16 protein-coding genes are annotated in these 19,647 nt (G+C 41.4%); 4 read left to right on the top strand and 12 right to left on the bottom strand.

Annotated features, from left to right (window positions below; all coding sequences use genetic code 11):
* The first annotated feature begins 21 nt into the window (after nt 1-21).
* The 3 genes from IPZ59_RS04430 (at nt 22) to IPZ59_RS04420 (ending at nt 4,365) form a co-directional block, all read left to right on the top strand.
* Nucleotides 22-1,164, top strand: a complete 1,143-nt coding sequence (locus IPZ59_RS04430; RefSeq protein ID WP_236138673.1) for a cysteine desulfurase family protein — start codon at nt 22-24, stop codon at nt 1,162-1,164.
* A gap of 193 nt (nt 1,165-1,357) precedes the next feature.
* Nucleotides 1,358-2,482, top strand: a complete 1,125-nt coding sequence (locus IPZ59_RS04425; RefSeq protein ID WP_236138672.1) for a DUF4221 family protein — start codon at nt 1,358-1,360, stop codon at nt 2,480-2,482.
* 764 nt (nt 2,483-3,246) lie between these two features.
* Nucleotides 3,247-4,365: a hypothetical protein gene (locus tag IPZ59_RS04420; protein WP_236138671.1), complete on the top strand. Its 1,119-nt coding sequence runs from the start codon at nt 3,247-3,249 to the stop codon at nt 4,363-4,365.
* Between the two features lie 251 nt (nt 4,366-4,616).
* On the opposite strand, the gene IPZ59_RS04415 is transcribed toward IPZ59_RS04420, so the two are convergent.
* The 5 genes from IPZ59_RS04415 to IPZ59_RS04395 form a co-directional block, all read right to left on the bottom strand.
* On the bottom strand, nt 4,617-5,801 hold the full coding sequence (locus IPZ59_RS04415; RefSeq protein ID WP_236138670.1) for a Gfo/Idh/MocA family oxidoreductase: 1,185 nt from the start codon (nt 5,799-5,801) through the stop codon (nt 4,617-4,619).
* Nucleotides 5,802-5,917: 116 nt separating this feature from the next.
* Nucleotides 5,918-7,267 (bottom strand): Gfo/Idh/MocA family protein, encoded by a 1,350-nt coding sequence (locus IPZ59_RS04410; RefSeq protein ID WP_236138669.1) that lies wholly within the window; start codon nt 7,265-7,267, stop codon nt 5,918-5,920.
* A 12-nt stretch (nt 7,268-7,279) separates the two neighbouring features.
* Nucleotides 7,280-8,674: a 3-keto-disaccharide hydrolase gene (locus tag IPZ59_RS04405; RefSeq protein WP_236138668.1), complete on the bottom strand. Its 1,395-nt coding sequence runs from the start codon at nt 8,672-8,674 to the stop codon at nt 7,280-7,282.
* An 88-nt stretch (nt 8,675-8,762) separates the two neighbouring features.
* On the bottom strand, nt 8,763-9,587 hold the full coding sequence (locus tag IPZ59_RS04400) for an SDR family oxidoreductase (RefSeq protein ID WP_236138667.1): 825 nt from the start codon (nt 9,585-9,587) through the stop codon (nt 8,763-8,765).
* A gap of 87 nt (nt 9,588-9,674) precedes the next feature.
* Nucleotides 9,675-10,688, bottom strand: coding sequence for a LacI family DNA-binding transcriptional regulator (locus IPZ59_RS04395; protein WP_236138666.1), 1,014 nt, complete (start codon nt 10,686-10,688; stop codon nt 9,675-9,677).
* Between the two features lie 134 nt (nt 10,689-10,822).
* On the opposite strand from IPZ59_RS04395, the gene uxuA reads away from it, so the two are divergent.
* Nucleotides 10,823-11,998 carry a mannonate dehydratase gene (gene uxuA, locus IPZ59_RS04390; RefSeq protein ID WP_394800727.1) on the top strand — a complete coding sequence of 392 codons (1,176 nt, stop codon included), beginning with the start codon at nt 10,823-10,825 and terminating at the stop codon, nt 11,996-11,998.
* A gap of 252 nt (nt 11,999-12,250) precedes the next feature.
* Here uxuA and IPZ59_RS04385 read toward each other — a convergent pair whose 3' ends face one another.
* The 7 genes from IPZ59_RS04385 to IPZ59_RS04355 form a co-directional block, all read right to left on the bottom strand.
* Nucleotides 12,251-13,666: a tagaturonate reductase gene (locus IPZ59_RS04385; protein WP_236138665.1), complete on the bottom strand. Its 1,416-nt coding sequence runs from the start codon at nt 13,664-13,666 to the stop codon at nt 12,251-12,253.
* A 13-nt stretch (nt 13,667-13,679) separates the two neighbouring features.
* Nucleotides 13,680-15,101: a glucuronate isomerase gene (uxaC, locus tag IPZ59_RS04380; RefSeq protein ID WP_236138664.1), complete on the bottom strand. Its 1,422-nt coding sequence runs from the start codon at nt 15,099-15,101 to the stop codon at nt 13,680-13,682.
* A gap of 23 nt (nt 15,102-15,124) precedes the next feature.
* Nucleotides 15,125-16,147: a LacI family DNA-binding transcriptional regulator gene (locus tag IPZ59_RS04375; RefSeq protein WP_236138663.1), complete on the bottom strand. Its 1,023-nt coding sequence runs from the start codon at nt 16,145-16,147 to the stop codon at nt 15,125-15,127.
* A gap of 11 nt (nt 16,148-16,158) precedes the next feature.
* Nucleotides 16,159-16,941, bottom strand: a complete 783-nt coding sequence (locus IPZ59_RS04370) for a gluconate 5-dehydrogenase (RefSeq protein ID WP_236138662.1) — start codon at nt 16,939-16,941, stop codon at nt 16,159-16,161.
* Nucleotides 16,942-16,943: 2 nt separating this feature from the next.
* Nucleotides 16,944-17,783 carry a 5-dehydro-4-deoxy-D-glucuronate isomerase gene (gene kduI, locus IPZ59_RS04365; RefSeq protein ID WP_236138661.1) on the bottom strand — a complete coding sequence of 280 codons (840 nt, stop codon included), beginning with the start codon at nt 17,781-17,783 and terminating at the stop codon, nt 16,944-16,946.
* A gap of 300 nt (nt 17,784-18,083) precedes the next feature.
* Complete coding sequence (locus tag IPZ59_RS04360) at nt 18,084-18,350, bottom strand: hypothetical protein (RefSeq protein WP_236138660.1); 267 nt, start codon at nt 18,348-18,350, stop codon at nt 18,084-18,086.
* Between the two features lie 70 nt (nt 18,351-18,420).
* On the bottom strand, nt 18,421-19,626 hold the full coding sequence (locus tag IPZ59_RS04355) for an alginate lyase family protein (protein ID WP_236138659.1): 1,206 nt from the start codon (nt 19,624-19,626) through the stop codon (nt 18,421-18,423).
* Nucleotides 19,627-19,647 lie beyond the last annotated feature (21 nt).

Raw genomic sequence — 19,647 nt, 5'->3', positions numbered from 1 at the left:
ATAAACCCAAACTAGGAAGTTATGAGAGTGTATTTTGACAATGCGGCGACTACTGCCATGGATGAGCGAGTCATTGAAGCGATGCTGCCGTTTATGAAACAGCATTATGGGAACCCCTCTTCTGTGCATAGCCATGGGCGAGAGGTGCGTTCTGCCATTGAGAAAGCTAGAAAGAAGGTCGCTGAATTGTTGAATACATCTCCCGCTGAGATTTTTTTCACTTCGGGAGGTACGGAGGCAGATAATACAGCCTTGGTGTGTGGCATGGAAACCCATGGTATCACACATGCTATCACCTCCCCAATCGAGCATCATGCGGTATTGCATACCTTGGAAGAATGTGCCAAAAAGGGAAAAATTCAGTTGAGCTTGTTGGAGGTCAATGCGGAAGGTGAGGTAAATTTGGAACAACTCCAACAGCTTTTAGAAAAGTATCCTCATTCCATGGTTTCTTTGATGCATGCCAATAACGAGGTAGGGACAATCAATGACTTAGAGGCGATCGGTCAACTGACAAGAGCTCATGGTGCTTTTTTCCATTCTGATACAGTGCAGACCATGGGCCATTATGTACACGATTTGAAGAATTTACCCGTAGATGCTGTGGTGGCTGGTGGCCATAAATTTCATGCGCCAAAAGGCGTTGGCTTCCTGTATGTCAAAAAGGAAAAGAAAATACATCCGTTTATATACGGAGGTGCGCAAGAGCGTAACATGCGTGGAGGCACTGAAAATGTCATTGGCATCGTTGGGATTGCTAAAGCTTTGGAATTAGCCTATGAAGATATGGCAGGCCATCAAGCCCATATTCGTTCAATCAAGCAAGCATTTAAATCTCAACTGGAAGCCGCAATACCTGGCGTTACGTTTAATGGGGCTTCTGGAGATTTGGAGAATAGTTTATATACGGTGTTAAATGTTAGCCTACCTCCTTCGGAGGAAAATAGAGGCATGTTGTTGTTTAACCTGGACCTGAATGGCATATCTGCATCCGGTGGATCTGCTTGTAGCAGTGGTGCAACTGTGGGTTCTCACGTCTTAAGAGCATTGAATCATAATCCCGAGCGTGAATCCGTTCGTTTTTCTTTTAGTCGATTCAATACCTTAGAGGAAGTCTCCTATGCAGTAGATAAAATTAAAGAGCTTTACGCAGTGAGTGTGTAAATTATCACACCATTCCTACTAATGGTAGCAATAGAGCCAGACCCGGCAGGTTTTTAAATCCTGCCGGGTTTTTTGCTTCTAAGCGGAATTCTTTTCAACTCACAAAGCATTAATAAAGCATATTTACTAAAAAAGCAGGCAATCACTTGTGTTTTTAAAACTAAAGCGATAATTTGTTTAAAATTATACGCTTATGAGACACTTATTGGTTATCACGCTTGCATTCTTAATCTTTTCCTGCTCTTCCCAAGAGGGTTCTAGGGGTTCAGGAGATCTTCAATTGACCATCTTACAAGATACAGTGTTAATTGATTCAGGGGAGGAATTGGTTATGGCGGGGGCAAGTATGTTTACCTATACCCTCAGCCCTGATACACGATTTCTCTACAACTATGATAGAAAATCCATGAAACTCGAGGTCTTTGATTTGAATCAGCAAGCGTTGGATAAGAAAGTTACATTTGCTAATGACGGGCCCAATGCTGTATCTGCTTATGTGATGGCCATTCGTACATTTCCAGATGGAAGGATATTTATGCATGGTTTTGATAAAAGTGGTTTGTATGATTTGGAAGGTAACTTGACAGAGTCCGTGAGTTTGCACCCTACCGATTATTTTGCTCCGGATGCAGAGACGAGCTTTTCCTTCAAGACGGAATATGTGTTTTTGGATGAGCAAACAGTTTTGATAGGCCTTATGAATATGTTTGAGCATATTCCTTACATGGCTAAGCTAGATTTAAAGGAAAAAACCGTAGAGATGATTGATTTTGAGTATCCACAAAAGATGGAGAAGTTTTCAATCATTTTGGATGGAGATGGGATGAAAATGGCTTCTATGGGTTCGGTGTATAAGCAGAAATACAGAGATAAAGTCTTGATTCATTCGGATATGTTCAATGAAACCTTGGTGTTTGATCCTATTTCTTCCGATTATTCCTTGATTGAATACAACAGTTTGCTCACACCCAACGAGAAGGTGGGTGGTCAAAAACAAAAAGTCAGTAGTCGAGAGGAATTTACCGAGCAAACCAAGATTTTGGGTTCTCAAGTGAGTTTTGGTAGATGGGTGTGGGATGAAAGTACCGAGCGCTTCTATCGTCTGTCAAGTATTCAACAACCATCTGAAAATCAAGATGGAGAAAGCTACTATAAAGTCGTTTTAACTGTTTTCGATAAAGACCTTCAAATGCTTGGAGAGACTCTTCTCCCTGATTACCGCAAAAGGCCCGGGGTATATTTTGTAAAAAATGGGACAATTTGGATCCATGAAAATGTAGATGATGAGTTGGGCTTTGTGCGATTGAAGGTGGGGTAATTTTTTGTTTTGATTTCGAAAACCTTCTAGTGATTTGAATTATGGTTCTGTGTATTATTTAAGATCAATATAATTATCCGCAATTTCACCAAGGTAAAAATATTAGACAGCGTATTGCGGATAATTAACCACTATCAAGGGTCTACATACAACACAAGCCTTGGAAAGCTATTGAATGTGCACATTTGGATCGCTACTCGTATAAATCCAGATAATCAATTAAATCAAAAATTCCAAAGATGATAAATCCTGGTATTATGATTACAATTCAATAAATATTACAACTGTGAATCTTTCAATATGAATAACGAAAAAATAACCAAAAAATTTGCTTATTTCTTTCTTTCTTTCTTTCTTTCTTTCTTTGACGACATATATTAAAGCTTAATTAGTTAAAACCAAACAAAAATCAGTATGAAAAGACTTCTGATTGGCATTTGCGTCATGCTTCTGCAACTTCCGTCAAACTATTCAACGGCTAGTGATGCTTCAGTTAACCCTCCTCCTGGACCAGGAAAGACTAAGTGTACAGTAAGTTCGGATCCGTCCGCTAATGTGGGTTATTGTGTCCGTTTTTTCTCAACAGATACATGTACTCCAAAGACTAGTGGGTCAATTGGTCCAAATTGTGATGGCACGGTTACTATTATTTAAAAATTTTAACAGCAAACGAAGACTATCAAACAAGTTTAATTTTTTTGCATTTATTTCCAAGAATTTACATGCATTAACCTTAAATAAAGAGGTAGTCTTCCAATTAAAGTATGATGAAACTTCAGTATCTAATTTTTATTCTCTTCGTTATGTCTTGCTCAGGCCCCCAAGAGCAAGCAGCTACAATCTCCAAAACGGAGCTAATCATACCACTTACAGAAAAAGATAACTTTATTTTTCTTTCCTTCAGTGTGTCAACCATGGATGGAGAACCTGTGGTAGCTGTTTACAATATGTGGAATGGAGAGTTGAGATTGAGTAACTTGGAAACCGGGAAGGATTTCTTTAGAAAAACTATTCCTTTGGACGGACCAAATTCAATTCCCGAGCATTTTTTAGTGAATACCCATATTGGAGAGGATGGCGTTTTCCTTATTTCAAACGCTGGTTCGGTAGTTTATTTATTTAATAAAAAAGGAGATTTGATAGAAACACTCAAACTTCCTGATTTTGAAGAGGACCATGGATATTTCTACTTTTCTGATGGCAATAAGCTTTTTTTCAATCAAAAAAATAAGCTTTACCTCAATTATTTTGCTGGTTTGTATCCAAGTAGAAACCCCAATAAAATTTATCATAGTATACTAAGCCTTTCCTTAGAAGACAAAACTTACGAGCATCTGGCGCCACTTCCCCAAGAAAATGTAGAAAAATTTTGGGGGGAAGGGCATATGTTACCCGGTCCTTTTGGTATTTATTCAACGCATTACCAAGGCTTGATAACAGGCTTTTCTATTTCAAATATTCTTAGGATTTATGATTTGCAAGGGAGCTTGCTCAAAGAATTGCAGTTAGATCTTAAAAATTGGAAGAAACCTATACCAACAGACCTCACCTATGAAGAACTTGCTTCTTTAAGTCAAGAGGCTATCTATGAATTAAGAGCTTATAGTGGTCAGCAGCAAAAAGTTTGGAAAATCCTTGAAATGGAGGAAGGATTCTTAATTGAGGTTCTGCAACCGGATTCGGAAGCACAGTTACCAAGATTTGCAGTATATAAATTTGATAAAGAGTTTAATTTTCTCTCTACTCGTGCGTTTTTGGATGACCATTATACCTGTTATCAATCATTTGTATTGAACAATAAGTACCACTTGGTGGACCTAAAGGCCTATCAAGAAAATGAGGATGAGTTGAAATTTGGGGTTTTTGGATTTGAGGACCTTTAATTAAATAATTAATTTCATTACTCTTTCTGGTTTAACTCATTTTTTAAAAAAAATGCTCGGCCATACGGACTATTGATTTGTTGCTGAATCGATAAACTCTATAAATTGATTTGTGCTCAAATCAAAAAAATGATGAGTTTGATTTCTATATAAATCAATTGGAAAAGATGAACTCAAAGCATATCAAGGAAGCATCTAAAAATCTTTCCAAAGTAGGTGATAGGTATTTGTATGATTCCAACTACGATTAGTCAGGAATCCAATCGTTTGATTTGTCCATCCTTCAGTGACTCATTTGCTAACGCCACAATAATCGCAGTATCTCCACCATTCATCACATTAGAATGTGGCAATGCATTTTCTTCAATGCAGCGGTAGAAGTCAGTCAAGGCATAAAAACTACCATCTTTCAGGGGTTCATCAATCAAGCGAATGCCTTTTTTGTCTGCCATCCAATTAAGTTTGGTGGCGCCGGATACTCCATCTACCTGTTGCAGTTCGGCTAATTGGTCTGCCTCAGGATAGAAGTAGCCATCGTTGAAAAATAATGAGACTGTTCCTTTACTTCCTCGGATTTTGAAAAGATATCCCTCGTGCGCATTGCTGCATGTAGCTCCAAAGTTTCCCACCATCCCTGCTTGATCGTAGCGGGCTAATACTTGTACATTGTCAAAGGTTTCTCTGCCATCTTTGAAGTAATCAATTCCGCCCGTTGCAAAAAGAGAGTCTGGTTTAGTTTCAAAGGCCCAATCAATGAAATCTATCTGATGGGAAAGGAGTTCGGCAGTTAATCCGCCCGAATACTCATGGTACATACGCCAATTGATCTGCCGTTCTAGCTCTGGGTTTGGCACAGGTCTTCTCCAGCTTCCATTCCTATCCCATCGTACTTCTATCTGGGTGACTTTTCCCAAATAACCCGAGCGGATATAATCTTTGACTTTGAAGTACAAGGGAGAATAGCGGTACTGATGGCCTATTTGGATGGTTTGCTGGGTGTGGTTTGATGCGATTTTTTGCAGCGATAGCGCTTGCTCTACGGTATGGGTCATGGCCTTCTCCAAGAAGATGTGTTTCCCAGCCTCCAAACAAGCTTTGGCGTGTTCAAAATGTAGATAGAGGGGAGTACTGATGACAATTGCATCCAGTGATGTGTCCTCCAGCATCGCTCGATAATCTTTGTGGGATTTTACAGAAGACTCATCAGCATAGTTTTTGACATTGGCTAATCTAAAATCTAGGGTATCGCATACGGCTGTGACCTCGAATAAATCCGGGAGTTCGTTGAACACTGCATGTAGTCCACTACCTCTATCCCCATAGCCAAGAATTCCTATGCGGTACTTTTTTTGAAGTCCCTTATGAATAGCGAATGCAGGAATGGTACTTGCCAATCCTAGTACAGCACTTGTCTTTATAAAATCACGTCTTTTCAAGGATACTCTTTTTTTTAAATCTAAGTGAAACATTTTCACCTCCCAAACCAACTTTGATAAATGGTTGATAAGCTAAAAAAAGCGCTGAATTTGAGCTCAGCGCTGATTTTTTAACCTTAAAGTTTGGGTTCCCAGCCCGGTTCATAGGTCCTACCCCACAGTTCCATTCCCTTGCGGTTATAAATATGGCCATTAGCAGGATTGCAATCAAAGTTTTCTCCGATGCGGGAAGAGATATTTGCCAAGTGACACAAGAGTGTACTTTTTCTTCCATCGTCGATAGGCGAACGGGGCTTATCTTTGCCTCTGATGGCATCCAAAAAGTTGACTACATGGGTTGTACTCATGTCTCCTCCACCGCCCAAGGCTGTACCACCTTCTGCATTTGCTGATTTGGCTTCACGTATGAGTTTCCCGTCCCGATCAACTAACTTATAGTGCTCACGGTCTACAAAAACTGAGCCCTCTGTTCCTAAAATGATGGTTCCTCGACCACCGCCATACATGTCATAGTTGTTTCTGCTTTTACCGTCCCAAATGATAGTTTTGTTACCTTCAAACTTGAATGTGGCATGCATGGTGTCGTACATTTCCCAACCATCATCTTGGAAATGATATTTACCGGAATCTACAGCCACATGGCTAGGGAAATCTACTTGCAACGCCCATCTTGCCACATCTAACTCATGGGTAGCATTATTTCCAGTTTCGGCAGTGCCAAAGTCCCAACCGTACCAATGCCAGTTGTAATCCCAGGTGTCATGCATGTAAGCTTTCCGTGGGGATGGTCCTTGGAATAGCTCCCAGTCTAATCCATCAGGCACAGCTGATGCCGTTGGATTAGGGACTCTTCCTCGTGCATTGGTATAAAAGGCCTTCGCCATGTAGGGAATTCCAATGACTCCATTGTGTATTTCCTGGATGATTTCAATGCTATGATCGGAGGAGCGCTGCTGATTGCCCATTTGCACTACTTTACCGTATTTTTTTTGATACGCCACCAATAACTCTCCTTCTCTTGGATTGTGGCTACAGGGTTTTTCAACAAATACATGTTTGCCCGCTTCTAAAGCCAACCAAGTACCTGGTGCATGCCAATGGTCTGGTGTGGCATTGATGATGGCATCCACACTTTTATCTTCAATAACTTTGAAAAATGAGTTCTCCAATGGTGGACTGTAAGAAAGCAGTTGGCTAAATTGTTTTCCAGCTTTTTCTCTTTGAGAGCGCATGACATCGCACAAGTAGGCTACCCGTACATTGGTAGACTTGTCTGTCAGTGGAGGAATAAAGGCTCCCAATCTTCTGCCAAGTCCGATGACACCAACGTTGATACGGTCATTGGCGCCGATGATATTGCCATAGCTTTTGGCAGAGAACCCCACGGCTCCCAAGGAACTTAACCCTGCGCTCAGAAGCGTACCTTTTTTTAGAAAATCCCTTCTGGATTGATTATGATTGTCCATGTGTATCTTGGGTTAGTTTAATTCTTTGATTTTGATGTTTTTGAATTTCACTTCGTCACCGTGGTCTTGTAGCAAGATATGTCCTTCTGGGGCTTCTCCAAAATTTTCCCAAACCTTGTATTTACTTTCGCTGACCAGTTGTCTAAAATCTTCGGAGCCGCGTATGTATTCCAGTACTTTTACACCATTGATGAAGTGTTCTACTTTGTTATCAGGGTGTACTATAATCCTGCCTTGGTTCCATTCTCCTGGCTTGCGTACATACCTGGCCTGCTTATTAGCGGTTTTTAAGTCATACAAAGAAGCCAACGTTCTATTGCCATCTCTACCATTTTTTGCATCTGGATGATTATCATCATCCAAGATTTGATATTCTAAGCCGATGGCTGAACCTGTATTTCCTTCTTTGAGGGTCACAAAGTATTTCACACCACTGTTAGCCCCTTCGGAGATATTGAAGTCAAAAGCTAAATCAAAAGCACTGTATTTATCCACTGTCACAATATCTCCAAAGCTCATGGACTCAGATCCATCGGATGCTTCGACCATCAAAATCCCATCTTTGATATGCCATCCTTGCGAAGGGAATGCATCCTTGTAAGCACCAACCCAACCATTAGAGGTTTGGCCATCAAACAATAATTTCCAACCATTGGCTTTTTCCAAGTCAGTCAACTCGTTTAAACCTGTATTTACCACAAACACATCTCCTGAAAAGGGTGTAGCTTGGAGATTTTCAGTTTGTATGCGGACATTTCTGAAATAAGTTTTTTGCCCTTCATCCGCTATGTTTCCAATGGAATGTACCTGAAGCCCAATATGTCCTCTACTTTCCATGGCATCCACCACATAGGCAACTTCTTGACCATTAATCCATGATTTGATTTCATTACCAATAGCTTCAATGCGATAGGTGTTCCATTCGCCCATTTTGAAGGCAGTTTTTGCAGTTGGGTTTAAGTCCAAAGGATATATCCAGCCTCTTCTCGCCTCATCATATAATCCTCCTGACCAGGCACGGTCAGTCGGGTCCGCTTCGATTTGGTAGCCATATACCAAGCCATTGCCATCATTAGCCTCTGGGTCAAATTGCCCTCGGATCATGACACCTGAGTTGGAGGAGATATGGTTGATTTTTAAATCAAATTCTAGAATAAAATCATCGTAAAGCTGTTCGGTCACTAGGAAGGTGTTGGGTGTGCCATGCTTGGCAATACCGATGATTTCTCCATTGCTTACTTCAAATGCTGCTTGCCCCATCACAGCCTTCCAGCCGTTCAGTGTTTCGCCGTCGAATATGGGAACCCATATTTCGGTTTCTGTGGAGGTATTTGATTGTTGACAGCTGCTGACTGCCATAACTGCCCCTAGTAATAAGCAGGAGAAGTATCTAATCGGATGTTTCATAGGTTAGTTGGGTTTAGAGGATATTGTATTGATTTAGAATATATGAATATGCAGGGGAATCAGGGGATGAAGCCCTATGCAAAGGCTTTTAAACTCCGGCAAAGGCATTGAATCCCCCATCCACTGGGATTACTACCCCAGTAACAAATGCTGAATGTTCATCCAGTAGCCAGTAAAGTGTAGAAAGCAAATCTTCCGGTGATCCAAATCTTCCCATTGGAGTCTGGTTGATGATTTGCTGTCCCCTAGGTGTCAGTGAACCATCGGAATTGGTAAGAAGCGAACGGTTTTGGTCCGCCAAGAAGAATCCTGGTGCGATTGCATTGACGCGTATGCCTGTTTTGGCAAAGTGTACAGCAAGCCATTGCGTGAAATTCGAAATTGCCGCTTTGGCACCGCTGTATGCAGATACCTTGGTGAGAGGTTTGAAGGAAGCGATAGAAGAGATATTGACAATCGAACAGCCTTTTCTCCCGACCATATCTTTAGCAAAAACCTGAGTTGGAATTAAAGTGCCTAGAAAATTTAATTCGAAGACATAGTTAAAACCTGAAGGATCCAAGTCAAAAAAGGTTTTGACAGAGTCATTAGTTAAGTCATCCACCTCCATCATAGGTCTATCTGTGATTCCTTGGGGATGGTTGCCACCTGCCCCATTGATTAATATATCGCAGGGACCCCAGGTATGGAGGATGTGTTGATACACAGTTTCCAAAGCGGGTTTATCTAGAACGCTTGCGCCAAACCCTAACACTTCTCCTTTCATGGTTTGGGCAAATGCATCTGCTTTTTCCTGAGATGATCCGATGATAGCAACTTTTGCTCCAGCTTTTGCGAGTGCTTGGGTCATGGCTCCGCATAAAACGCCGTATCCGCCTGTGATTACTATTACTTTTCCTGCGATTCCTTGCATGGTGAATAGGTTTATTGGTTAGTCAAAGTTGTCTAATAAAACCCACCCAGCCCAATAGTTTGGTTGAAATCTGCGCAATCGATTCCATTATTTCGAACTTTCCCTTGGGGTAAAAACGGAGGGGATGATGATGTGTTTCTCTTGGATAAGGTCTATTTTTTTATCTTTTAGCCCTTTGATCAATTCCAAAGCGCATGCGCTACCAAGATTAAAAGCAGGTTGGGCAATGGTACTTAGTGGTGGATTTAATAGGTCGGCAATTTGCATATTGGTAAAACTTACGACCCGCACTTGTTCCGGAACTTTAATTCGTGTCTTAGCCAAGGCTCGGTAAGTAGCTAATCCTAATTTCTCTGCTGCGGCTAGCACCCCATCTGGCCGTGAAAGTTTAAAAAACATCTTTTCCAAAATTTCTTGATTTTCTTTGTTGTTGTGGCCCAATTCCATCAAACAGTTGGTATCTAGTTTTTTACCCAATTCCTGATGTGCTTGAATAAACCCCTTTTTACGGGCAATTCCTACACTGCTTGTATTGGACAGCCCTAGATACACTACTTTTTGACAGCCTTTTTCCAGTAAATGCTTGGTACCAATGTAAGCTGCTTCTTGGTCATTGGTTGTAAATTTAATCCCCTCGAGGTGTTGGGCAATTCTATCAAAGAAAATGACGGGAAGGTTGCGTTCACGTAACCATTCTAGGTGTTTGGCTTCTTTTTCTTCATCTGCCAATGACATGATGACTGCATCCACTTTTCCCCCAAGTAAACTGTAGATGATTTTCTTTTCCTGCTCCACATCTTCATAAGAATTGTAGGCGATCAAGCTATAACCATTTTCCCTGCATACGCTTTCTGCTCCTTCTATCACTAAGTTAAAAAAAGTATTCACCCGATCGGGGACGATGATGCCTATGGTTTTGGTTTTTTGTTGACGGAGTCCCTTGGCATAGGCATTCGGCTGAAAGTTGAGGGATTGTGCCAGCTCCATTACTTTCTTTTTGGTGCCTTCGCTGATCTCATGGCTGTCGTTCAGTGCACGGGAGACTGTAGACGTGGCTAAGTTGAGCTTCTGGGCAAGGTACTTGATAGTAATTTCTGACATTTCAGGATTATTGGGCTGCTTTTGTATGCTAAATATGCTCAAAAAATCGGAAACGATTGCACAAGAAACATGTAAAAGGCCAGATTTATCGTTTAGCAATCCTTACTTTTATTTTTTTGAAAAATAGCCAAACGATGAAGCTGAAGTATTTAATGAAACAAACGATGCGTTGGTATGGACCCAACGATCCGGTGTCTTTGCAGGATATCAGACAAGCGGGTGCTACAGGTGTTGTCACTGCTTTGCATCATATTCCAAATGGACACGTGTGGTCAATTGAAGAAATCCAACAAAGGAAAGCCATGATTGAAGCAGCTGGTTTGACTTGGGATGTGGTGGAGTCTGTACCGGTTCATGAACATATCAAAACCCGGTCAGGTGAATATTTGGAATGCATAGAAAATTATAAACAGTCTTTGGTCAACCTAGCGGCAGCAGGGATTCAAACGGTTTGTTACAATTTCATGCCTATTTTGGATTGGACACGTACGGACTTGGCTTATGAGTTGCCCAGTGGAGCGAAGGCCTTGCGTTTTGATATGACAGCGGTAGCAGCTTTTGATATTTTTCTTTTAAAAAGACCTCAAGCCGTGTTTGCTTATACTCAAGAAATCATCGATAGGGCTAAGGATTATGTGGATGGTCTATCACTAGTAGACAGAGAGCAATTAATAAGTAACATTATCAAAGGTTTACCAGGTTCGGAGGAGGGTTATACCTTAGAGCAGTTTCAGGAGGCATTGGATACGTATCAGGGAATCGATCATGACCGCTTAGCTGCCAACTTAGATTTTTTCCTAAGTCAGATAATTCCGGTAGCTGATAAACATGGACTCAGATTGGCTATCCATCCGGATGATCCTCCATTTGATATTTTTGGATTGCCTAGAGTGGTGAGTGACTCGGGTGATGTCAGAAGAATCTTCGAAAATAACCCTAGTCCCACTAATGGGTTGACTTTCTGTACGGGTTCATTGGGAGTATTAGCATCCAATGATTTACCAGCTATGGTTCGTGAATTTGGACAGCGCATTCATTTCATTCACTTGAGAAGTACCTTGCGGGATGAGTGGGGCAATTTTTATGAAGCAGATCATCTTGCTGGAGATGTTCCAATGGCGGCAGTTATTGAGGAACTGTTACACTGGCAACAAGAGCGTCAGGAGTCCTTACCGATGAGACCTGATCATGGGCATCAAATGTTAGATGATTTAAAGAAGGTAACGAATCCAGGGTATTCGGCTATTGGTAGATTGAAAGGCTTGGCTGAGTTGAGAGGAGTGGAAGCGGGAATTACCTACAAGTCTTAATCTAATTCCTGTTGTCAATCAAAAAGAGGCTGTCTCATAAATTGCTCTTCAGCTTTATTAACCAAACAAAATTCTGTTTAAGAATCAATCCCTTTGTGACTTAGTGGCTTTGTGGCTAGAAATGCCACGAAGGCTCTAAGGCACAAAGTTTCACTGATTACAAACCAAATAAAATTTTGGCATTATTTTAAAGCATTAACTTATGAGACAGCCTCTTTTTCTTTTGATGTTTTCGGCTTCTTTAGATAGCCTTTAATTTGAGAAATACTCCGAAATGGCTTTTACCAAACCTTCATGCAGTCCTTCAACTTTCAGCAAATCATCTCCCCAAAGGCTTTCATTGGAGAGAATTTTCTCAATTTTTGAAGGTATTTCGGATGATTCATTCCATACCTCCTCAAAAAAACCAACAATCTCTACGCTATCATTGACAGGAAAGGTTGTTCCTTGGTAGCTTCCTTTATAGAATACTATAAGGGCTGCAAATGATTTCACCAATGTGGAGGGAAGTACTGATTGCCTACGCTGGTAATCCAAGATGCTTGGCAGCACCCGAACCTTAAACTTAGCTACAGCATTCAACGCAATGCTGGCTAACTCATGGCGGATAAACGGATTTCTAAATCTATCCATTACTGCCGCCGCAAACGCTTCTAACTCCTCTAGTGGCATGTCCATGCTTGGGATAATTTCCTGGAAGATGATTTGTTCCACAACCTTGCCAAACTTTGCGTCCTCCAAACATTCCCTAACAGTCCTCAATCCCTCCAAAAATGCCAAAGGAACCATCGCAGTATGGGCACCATTAAGAATTCGGACCTTTCTACTTCGGTAAGGTGTCAAATCATCTACCACTTTGATTTGTAGTCCTGATTGATGGATAGGAAAGATATCTTGAATATGCCTTGGACCTTCAATTACCCACAAGTGGAAAGGTTCTGCTTTCACCACCAGAGAATCGCTGAAGCCCAGTTTTTGCTGGATTTCCTGAATGTTTTCGTGTGGGAAACCAGGTACAATTCTATCTACCAGGGTATTACAGAATATATTGGATTGTATAACCCACTCTGCAAATGCTTGTGGGAGTTTCCATAGGTGTATGTATTGAAGAATACAGGATTTCAGCTGTTCTCCATTTTTCTCAATCAATTCGCAAGGTAATATCAAAAGGCCTTTGTCCTTGGCCGCATTGAAATGGTTGTAGCGCTCCCAAAGCAACAGGGTAACTTTTCCTGGAAATGTCTGAGGAATTTGCTCATAGGAAAGATCCATCGGATCAAAAGCAATGCCTGCCTCTGTAGTATTCGAAAGTAATATCTGTAGGTCGGGATTTTTTGCCAAGTTGTTGAATCCTATAAAATCCTCGTAAGGATTGATAACTCCTTCTACAGCGGTAATTAGTCTGGCATCATTGACTTCCTGCCCTTGGTGAATGCCTTGCAAGACAACATGGTATAAGCCATCTTGTTGATTGACTTGGGTACCCATACCTTGATGCAAAGGTTGTACGATTTGAATGTTGCCGTTGAAATCAGTTGTTTCATTCATACAATCAATCATCCAATCGCAAAATCCACGTAGAAAGTTACCTTCTCCAAATTGAATAATTTTGACGGGTCTCGGCATCGTTGATACATTCTCCCGGGTAAGATGCTGTAAAGGTTTCATAGACTTGACCGACTTAGAAATTGAAATATGCTTTGGCATTGTAGTAACTGATGTCAGAAACGATCTTACCTAGCCATTTGTCATCAGCCGGCAGTTCTCCTTTTTCTACATCTTTACCTATCAAATTGCACAAGACTCTACGGAAATATTCGTGTCTTGGAAAGGATAAGAAACTCCTAGAATCCGTCAACATCCCAACAAAACAGCTCAAAAGGCCCATATTGGAAAGCGCATTGATTTGCTTTTCCATGCCATCTTTTTGATCCAAAAACCACCAGCCGGAACCGAATTGAATTTTGCCTTTAATCGAGCCATCATTGAAATTACCTACCATGGTAGCCAAGACTTCGTTGTCTGCGGGATTTAAATTGTAGAGGATGGTTTTACTTAACTGATCCGTGGAGTCCAAAAGATTCAAAAATCCCGCAAGTGGGACTGCCTGCTTGTAGTCTCCAATGGAGTCAAAGCCTGTATCAGGTCCTAAGGTAGCCAACATGCGTTTGTTGGTATTTCTCAAAGCACCCAAATGGAACTGCTGAACCCAACCTTTGGCATGGTACATTTTACATAATTCCAATAAGGTATGGAATTTGAAATAGTTGATTTCTTCGGGTTGTAAGGATTGCCCAAACATTAGTTTTTGGAACAAAAGCTCAGGAGAGTACTTTCCAACGGTAAAAACAAATAACTGTTCCAGGCCATGATCAGCAATGGTGCAACCGTTTTCGGCAAAGAAGTCAATTCTATTTTGAAGCGCTCGCAACAAATCTCCGTAGTGATTGATATCAAAGCCTACACTATCGGATAATTTTCCGATGTAGGCAATGTATTGAAATGGGTTTTCGGCGGCAAATGCTTTATCAGGCCTAAAAGCTGGGAACATTTTCGGACTGCTTGCTTGCTGACGGGCAAGTTTATGGTATTCCAAACTGTCAGAAGGGTCATCAGTAGTACACACTACTTCTACATTCATTTTTTGAAGCAATCCCCTCGCTCTGAAGGAATTTTCTTGAAGCAATTCCGTAGTTTGGAAGTATACTTCCTCCGCATTTGCTCCGGTCAATAGTGTATCAATGTGGAAGTATCGCTTGAGTTCCAAATGTGTCCAATGAAACAGAGGATTCCGAAGGGTGTAGGGAACGGTCTCCGCCCATTTTTGAAATTTTTCCTGATCACTCGCATTCCCTGTTATGTATCTTTCATCAATTCCGAGCGTTCGCATGGCTCTCCATTTGTAATGATCTCCGGCAAGCCAAACTTCTGAAATGCTTCTATATTTTTTGTTATGAGCGATTTCCTCAGGAGAAAGATGGTTGTGGTAGTCAATGATCGGCAAGTCCTTTGCATACTTATGATACAGGATTTTGGCAAATTCTGACTCTAATAAAAAATCTTCGCATAAGAAACGTTTTCTTGTGACTTCGGTAGGATACATAAGCAAATAGGTTTAATGAGATTTTAATCTTGTTGGGTTGATTTTCTAAGAATTAGCTCGGGTTTCAACACCGTTTTTTGAGGGGTAACTTCTGTTTTGTCACTATTGAGGATGGCAAAAAAAGTTTCTGCTGTGACTCTCCCCATGGGAATTGATTTTTGGTCTACCGTAGTGATCGGTGGATCAGTGAATGAGGTAAAGGGCTCATTACCAAAGCCTGCAATTTTGACTTCCTGAGGTACTTTGAAGCCTTTTTCTTTGAGCACTTGTAATGCACCCATAGCTGCATAATCTGAACTTGAGAAGATTGCGTCGAATTGGATGCCTTTCTGTAAGAGATTTTCGGTACTTTGTCTACCGTCATCCAATTGCATATTGCTTTCTTCAATGAGATTTGGATCCAATGGAATTTGGTTGTCCCTTAAAGCGTCTTCATAGCCTCTTAATCTATCCCGATAAATGTTGATTTTTTTAGGACTGGTAAAGTGTACAATGTTTTGACAACCCTGCTTGATTAGGTGATCAGTCATCTGATAGGCAGCTAAGTAGTCATCAATGACTACTTGTGATACTTCCAATTCGTTGGTAATCCGGTCAAACAAAACCAATGGGATGCCTTTTTCGAGAACTTTTTTAAAATGGTCGAAATTGGAGGTGTTTTTGCCTATAGATGCGATGATGCCGTCGACCCGAGCATTGAGCAAGGCCTCGATGGTTTGAACTTCTTTGTCGTACTCATCATAGGATTGGGAAATGATCACCTTGTAATCTAGATTATTGGCGATTTCCTCAATCCCTCTTACTACGGATGAAAAGAAATTACGATTGGCAGTTGGTACGACTACTCCGATCAGCTTGCTTTTGCCGCTTCGGAGGGCAGAAGCAATGTGATTGGGTTGGTAGTTGAGCTGTTTTGCCATCTTGACCACTTGCTTTTTGGTAGTTTCTGAAATCCGCGGGTTATCATTCAAAGCACGGGAAACCGTCGAAGCGGTGATGTTTAATTTTTCAGCAATATCGTGAATGGTTGCTTTTCCTTTTTTCATACGTTATTGAATTAATCTCTAGGCCTGCCAATCGTTGCCAGAATACCTCCATCCACATAGATGATTTGTCCATTGACAAAATTGCTGGCCTTAGATGCTAGGAAGACCGTAGCGCCAGCTAAATCTTCGGGCTCTCCCCATCTACCAGCAGGTGTTCTCTCTAGAATAAAGTTATTCATCGGGTGACCATCTACTCTGATAGGTTTGGTTTGTTCTGTGGCAAAATAGCCGGGACCTATGCCGTTCACTTGGATGTTGTATTTGGCCCATTCGGTAGCCAAATTTTTGGTGAGCATTTTCAATCCGCCCTTGGCTGCTGCATAGGCCGAGACAGTATCCCTACCCAGTTCGCTCATCATCGAGCAGATATTGATGATTTTTCCTCCTCCTCTTTCCACCATGCCCTTGGCAACAGCTTGAGATAGGATAAAAGGTGAAACCAAGTCTACATCGATGACTTTTCTGAAATCTTCAGGGTCCATCTCCAAGGCAGGTACTCGCATGATCATTCCTGCATTGTTGACCAAAATGTCAATTGGGCCAATTTCAGTAGTGATTTTTTCTATGTTTTCTGCTACTTGACTTGCATTGGTGACATCAAAGAGATAGCCTTTTGCTTGTATTCCATCGTTTTCGTATTCCTGCAATGCGACAGCCATTTTTTCAGCAGTATGGCCATTGACTACTAAGGTTGCTCCATTTTTTGCCAAAGCTTTTGCCATTGCCATTCCTAAGCCATGGGTTGCACCCGTAACTAAGGCAACTTTTCCTTCCAATGAGAACAGATTACTCATAATCAACGCAATTGATCCGGTGAAACAATATCCATATCTCCGTAATTCAGGTTTTCCCCAGCCATGCCCCAAATGAAGGTATAATTGGATGTTCCTGCCCCACTATGAATAGACCAAGGTGGACAAATAATGGCTTGATGATTAGTCAGCCACATGTGACGGGTTTCTTGAGGTTTGCCCATAAAATGGCAAACGGTCTGTCCCGCTTGCAAATCAAAGTAGAAATAAGCTTCCATACGCCGATCGTGTGTATGTGCCGGCATGGTGTTCCAAACCGAACCTGTTTTCAACTCCGTCATGCCCATCTGAAGTTGGCAGGTGCTCACAACTGAGTTTACAATCAACTTGTAGATAGTTCGTGCATTGGAATTTTCCGCTGAACCAAGTTCCACTATTTCAGCATTACTTTTATCAACTTTGGTAGTAGGAAAGCTAGTGTGGGCAGGTGCAGAATTAAAATACAAGAGGGCGTCTCCTGATTCTGAGGGGTGAAAAACAACTTTTTCTGCACCTTTGCCAATGTATAGGGCTTCTTTATGATTCAACGTAAATGATTCTCCATTGACATCTATGGTGCAACTTGCTCCCACATTGATGATTCCTATTTCTCTTCTTTCCAAAAAGGAAGTCGACTTCAACTGATCTACAGTTTCTAGTTCAAGGGATTTGGATTGAGGGAAAATCCCGCCTACGATCAAACGGTCATTTAAGGAATATACTCCGTGGATCTCATCCGCTGAAAATAATGATTCAATTACAAAATGCTCCCGCAGCTGCTGCGTATCGTATTGCTTGACATCAGAGGGGTGGTTAGAATATCTTGTATGTATAAAGGTGTGCATCGTGGGTATAGTTTATGCTATCGTTTGCGCAATATAAGATTATTTTACAAGTTTTAATAAGGTGATGGCTTCGAATTTGTCTATTATATTCCAAAATCAGCCTTAAAATACAAATTAAATATGGATTTTGATTCTTTAATCGATTGAAAATACTCAAACAAATATACTTTTTCATCCTATACAATACGAGAAAAAAGATGATATATTATGCAAACGATTGCTTTTTGTTGCACTTAATTTACTAATATCTTTGTGTTCTTTTCACTGGCCTCTTAAACGTTCGGTTGAAATTATCTGACTTCACTTACCTTGTAGACACGTAGCATGGTCGGCTGTGGCCAAGGTTTGGGAACCTCTCGGACTCGGTTGGCTCCTCCATTTTCCCAACGCAGGTAATACTTTACATTTTTTTTGGTAGATTCCTGAACCAGCAATTAATTCGACCTGCATGGGGCCACCAAGTCGGCGTAGGTCGGGGATAGGCGCTATGATGAAATCAGATTCGGAGACAAGTAGGGCTTGTTGCCAAGTTACAGGCCTTGGAATTTCCCGTCCAATGGGTTGCAAAGTTGCCTCATTTAGGATTATTATGATTTCTTCGGTTGTACGATTCCAGACCTTTTAGCTAAGTTTTCCTTCACCATAGGTCTTCCATCCAAATGATAGGATGCCTCACAGGATGATTTCGTAAAACTTCCGGGTGGGTAGGTTGGGGATCAAAACTTAAGAAAAGATCTATATATCGCTCATCCTGCCAAGAAAGACCAGCAAACAATAACAGCGAATGACGGATAGGCCATTTTTCATGGATATCAATATCTTCAGCAAAGGGCCAACTTGCTTTGTCTTCAATAAAAGGAGTCAGGAAATTTATTCCCAACTGCATGGATTTCCCATCATGCGTAATATACTCCCACAGATTATCCTCGGGTGTAGACAGGATAAAAGCCAAATTGGCAAATGCATCTAAGTTGAAAAGGGAATAGCTGTAAGGCTTTGTTCGTCCAAGTTCTTGGGGGAAACTTCCATCAAGGGCCATTTGGTCTGGCAGGAGGATGTATTTGAAGCGATTTTTTGCCAAATCTAGGATCCCCTCATGACCCACAAATCTTGCCATGGCAGAGGCGGTAACCGCCCATGTAGTCGCATGATTATTCAGCCGGTTCATTTCTCCGATACCATATTCATGGGTGGTCATCCACGTGATAAAGCGCCCAAACCAATTCTTGATTCTCCTGATATCTTCATCAGGAATAGCCCTGGTTTTTTCAAGCGCTCGAGCGGATTGTGCCACTTCAATCAGATGGTAGGCGTCAATAATCCCAATGTCTCGGCCCGTCACCCGCCCTTGGATGGCTTGCGCATACAACATGTGTGGATTCATCAGGGTCTCAGGATTTGTAAACCAAGCCCTCAGGTGTATCAGTGCATGATCAGCATACCGTTGGTCTCCCGTGAGTAGCCAGGCACTACTTAGGGCTGCAGTATATTCAGCAAAATCTCTAAGCACAAGTCGGTCATGTTCAAAACGATCCGTAAACCGTTCCCCATCTCTTTGAATAAATGGTCCACCAGGGTTGTTTGGGTCCGGCCACCAATAGTCACCTTCTGAGTAAAAATCATTAGGTCCTCCTGCACTGCGCTCGGACACTTTTGCAGTGACGGTCACGGGTTCCTGTTGCAGGTATCGGTTGGCATTTTCTATGATACGATCACGTCCTTCAAGGATGATTTTTTCCTGCAATTTATTTGGAGTTGATAGGATTTGTGCATCGCTAGTCAATGCAAATCCAAAAATCAAATAAGTAATGACAAGAGAAGGATAGATAAAAGCTGTTTTCATAAGTGGTGGTTTTATTATATG

Origin of the sequence: Mongoliitalea daihaiensis, assembly GCF_021596945.1 — a bacterium.
Classification (GTDB): domain Bacteria; phylum Bacteroidota; class Bacteroidia; order Cytophagales; family Cyclobacteriaceae; genus Mongoliitalea; species Mongoliitalea daihaiensis.
The sequence above is the reverse complement of the archived record's forward strand: the minus strand, read 5'-3'. Positions and strand labels throughout refer to the sequence as shown.

What these genes read in the sequence shown, in the direction of transcription:
- IPZ59_RS04385 (WP_236138665.1), bottom strand. Translation starts at nt 13,666, where the DNA reads ATGAAACCTTTACAGCATCTTACCCGGGAGAATGTATCAACGATGCCG.
- IPZ59_RS04395 (WP_236138666.1), bottom strand. Translation starts at nt 10,688, where the DNA reads ATGTCAGAAATTACTATCAAGTACCTTGCCCAGAAGCTCAACTTAGCC.
- IPZ59_RS04370 (WP_236138662.1), bottom strand. Translation starts at nt 16,941, where the DNA reads ATGAGTAATCTGTTCTCATTGGAAGGAAAAGTTGCCTTAGTTACGGGT.
- IPZ59_RS04405 (WP_236138668.1), bottom strand. Translation starts at nt 8,674, where the DNA reads ATGAAACATCCGATTAGATACTTCTCCTGCTTATTACTAGGGGCAGTT.
- IPZ59_RS04355 (WP_236138659.1), bottom strand. Translation starts at nt 19,626, where the DNA reads ATGAAAACAGCTTTTATCTATCCTTCTCTTGTCATTACTTATTTGATT.
- IPZ59_RS04425 (WP_236138672.1), top strand. Translation starts at nt 1,358, where the DNA reads ATGAGACACTTATTGGTTATCACGCTTGCATTCTTAATCTTTTCCTGC.
- uxuA (WP_394800727.1), top strand. Translation starts at nt 10,823, where the DNA reads ATGAAGCTGAAGTATTTAATGAAACAAACGATGCGTTGGTATGGACCC.
- uxaC (WP_236138664.1), bottom strand. Translation starts at nt 15,101, where the DNA reads ATGTATCCTACCGAAGTCACAAGAAAACGTTTCTTATGCGAAGATTTT.
- IPZ59_RS04375 (WP_236138663.1), bottom strand. Translation starts at nt 16,147, where the DNA reads ATGAAAAAAGGAAAAGCAACCATTCACGATATTGCTGAAAAATTAAAC.
- IPZ59_RS04420 (WP_236138671.1), top strand. Translation starts at nt 3,247, where the DNA reads ATGATGAAACTTCAGTATCTAATTTTTATTCTCTTCGTTATGTCTTGC.
- kduI (WP_236138661.1), bottom strand. Translation starts at nt 17,783, where the DNA reads ATGCACACCTTTATACATACAAGATATTCTAACCACCCCTCTGATGTC.
- IPZ59_RS04410 (WP_236138669.1), bottom strand. Translation starts at nt 7,267, where the DNA reads ATGGACAATCATAATCAATCCAGAAGGGATTTTCTAAAAAAAGGTACG.
- IPZ59_RS04430 (WP_236138673.1), top strand. Translation starts at nt 22, where the DNA reads ATGAGAGTGTATTTTGACAATGCGGCGACTACTGCCATGGATGAGCGA.
- IPZ59_RS04400 (WP_236138667.1), bottom strand. Translation starts at nt 9,587, where the DNA reads ATGCAAGGAATCGCAGGAAAAGTAATAGTAATCACAGGCGGATACGGC.